This window comes from Streptomyces sp. NPDC127084, from assembly GCF_042724175.1.
In the GTDB taxonomy this organism is placed as follows: Bacteria; Actinomycetota; Actinomycetes; order Streptomycetales; family Streptomycetaceae; genus Streptomyces.
Map to the genome: position 1 here is coordinate 1 of NZ_JBHXFA010000315.1, position 2,828 is coordinate 2,828.

The window sequence follows — 2,828 nt, forward strand, 5'->3', positions numbered from 1 at the left end:
ACATACAACTCCCCCACCACACCCACCGGCACCGGAACCAAACACCCATCCAGCACATACACCCGCGTATTCGCCAACCCACGCCCGATCGACGGGGCCCGCCCGTCGCTCCGGCGTACGGGTGCGGCCAGCGACCAGATGGTGGTCTCGGTGGGCCCGTAGGCATTGATCACCTCGCGCGCCCGCTCGGTGAGTTCGATGGCGAGGCTGGCGCCGAGCGCCTCACCGCCCACCAGGACACGCAGCCCTCGGACCGCGTCCGGGACACTGTCGACGACAACGGACCACAACGACGGGGTCGCCTGCACCACCGTCACCGAATGCCGCTCGATCAGCCGGGCGAGCGCGAACGGGTCCTTCGCCTCGTCGGACCCGGCGATGACGAGACATGCGCCCTCGCGCAGCGGCAGCAGCAGTTCGAGGTGGGCGATGTCGAACGCGACGGTCGTCACGGCGAGCCACCGGTCGTCCGGTGCCAGGGGCAGCCGGTCGCGCATGGCGTCCAGCAGGTTGGTGAGGTTCCGATGGGTGACGGCGACGCCCTTGGGCCGACCGGTGGACCCCGAGGTGTAGATCGCGTAGGCCATGCTGTGCGGGTCGATCCGGTCCGGCAGTCCGCCGACCGGCACGTCGTCGCCGGTCAGGCCGGCGAGTCGGGACGCCGGCTCGGGATCGTCCAGGGCCAGCCAGTCGTCCTCACCCACCGCCGAGCGTGTGGCACGGTCGGACAGGACCGGAACAGGCGAGCCCTGCCGCGCGTCGGACAGCACCGCCGCGATGCGCCCCCTGGGGTGCCCTGGGTCGATGGGGAGGTACGCGGCTCCGGTCCTGTGTACGGCGATGAGGGCGACGAGCAGATCGAGTGAGCGCTCCATGGCCACGGCTACAAGCCGCTCGGGCCCCGCGCCCCGTGCGCTCAGATACCGCGCCAGGCGCTGGGTCCGGGCGTCCAGCTCCCGATAGGTGATCGAGTCGTCACCGCAGACCGCGGCGACGGCGTCCGGGGTCTGGTCCGCCCACTGCCGCAGCCAGTCGGGAACGGTCCGGGCGCTCACCTCGTGGGTACGGCCACTGCCCGATTCGAGCATCGCCGTGCGCTCGCCCGCGGAGAGGAGGTGCAGCCGTCCTACGGGGCGGGTCGGATCGGCTGCCGCCTCCGCGAGGAACCGTTCGAACCAGCCCGCCATACGTTCGGCGGTGGCACGGTCGAACAGGTCCTGTGCGTAGACCAGCCGCCCCTCAAGACCGGTGCCGGTCTCGGCGATGTCGAAGAGCAGGTCGAAGGCGAACGAGGGATACCGGGCGTCCGCCGTCAGCGGCGCTGCTTCCAGACCGGGCAGATCCACGGCGGCCGCCGCGTTGTTCTGAAGGCTGAGCATGGTCTGGAACAGCGGGTGGCGGGCCGGGGTCCGGGGTGGGTTGACGGATTCCACCACCTTCTCGAACGGCACGTCCTGGTGGTCGAGCGCGGCGAGCACCTCGGTGCGCACCCGGTCGACCAGTGCGCCGAAGTCAGGTTCACCGGTCAGGACGGTGCGTACGACGACGGTGTTGAGGAAGCAGCCGACCAGCTCGTCCAGCGCGGCATCCGTGCGACCGGCGACCGGGCTGCCCACCGCGATATCACTGCCCGCGCCGAGCCGGTGCAGGAACCCCGCGAGTCCCGCGTGCAGCACGGTGAACAAGCTCGCCCCGTGGCGGTGGGCCAGCGCAGTCAGCCGCCCGTGGTCCTGGGCTCCCAGTCGCAGCGGGACGGCGGCCGCGTGGTGCGATGCGATGGGCGGCCGGGGCCGGTCGGTGGGGAGGCCGAGCTCTTCGGGGAGGCCGTCGAGACTGCGCCGCCAGTAGGCGAGCTGCCGTGCGCACAGACTGCCCTCATCCTCGGGCGAACCCAGCACCTCACGCTGCCACAAAGTGAAGTCCGCGTACTGCACGGGAAGTTCGTCCCATTCCGGCGCCACGCCGCCACCGGACAGCCGCGCACGATAGGCCGCCGAGAGATCACGCAGGAACGGCGCGGCCGACCATCCGTCGAACGCGATGTGGTGGATCGTCACCAGCAGGACGTGATCGCTGTCGTTCACGGCGAGCAGCCGGGCCCGCAGCGGTGGTTCCACGGTCAGGTCGAAGCCCTGCCGCGAGGTCTCGGCCATGGTCCGCGCCACCTGTGCGGACTCGATCCGGGTGACGGGCAGCTCCAGTGGTGAGGTGACGGCAGTGGAGTCGGGGTCCAGGACGTGTTGGTAAGCGGCCCCGTCCACGACGGGGAAGACCGTGCGCAGGCTCTCGTGGCGCCCGGCCACGTCCCGTAGCGCGGCTCGCAGCGCCGCCCGGTCCAGTTCGCCGGTCAGCCGCACCGCCGTGGTGATCGTCTGCGCCTCGCCGTCCGAGCTATCCGAGCCGTCCGAGCTGTCCGAGCTGTCCGAGCTGTCTCGGCCTGCGGAGAGTTCGCCATGGAACCAGAAGCGTGACTGGGCGAAAGACAGCGGCAGGCTCTCCGGACGGGTGGTCCACGGCTCCAACGGGATTCGGGAGGGCGCTGCGGGGGCGAACCGGGCGGCGAGCTCGGCCGGAGTGCGCGCTTCGAAGACCGTGCGCATGTCGATCTCCGCGTCCAGCTCGGAGCGGATGCGGCTGACAAGCCGGACCGCGAGCAGTGAGTGGCCGCCGAGTTCGAAGAAGTCGGCATCGACACCGACCCGTTCACGCCCCAGCAACTCGGCGAACAGACCACACAACAACTCCTCCACCGCATTACCCGGCCCCCGCGACCCACCCTCCTCCCCCACCCCGTCACAACCATCCACACCCGGCACCGGAAGCGCCGC

1 protein-coding gene is annotated in these 2,828 nt (G+C 70.9%); it reads right to left on the minus strand.

The window, feature by feature from the left end; translation table 11 throughout:
• Positions 1–2,750 (minus strand): condensation domain-containing protein (locus tag ACFWI9_RS33690; protein ID WP_387168955.1); only part of this gene is annotated, 2,750 nt, incomplete at its 3' end.
• Positions 2,751–2,828 lie beyond the last annotated feature (78 nt).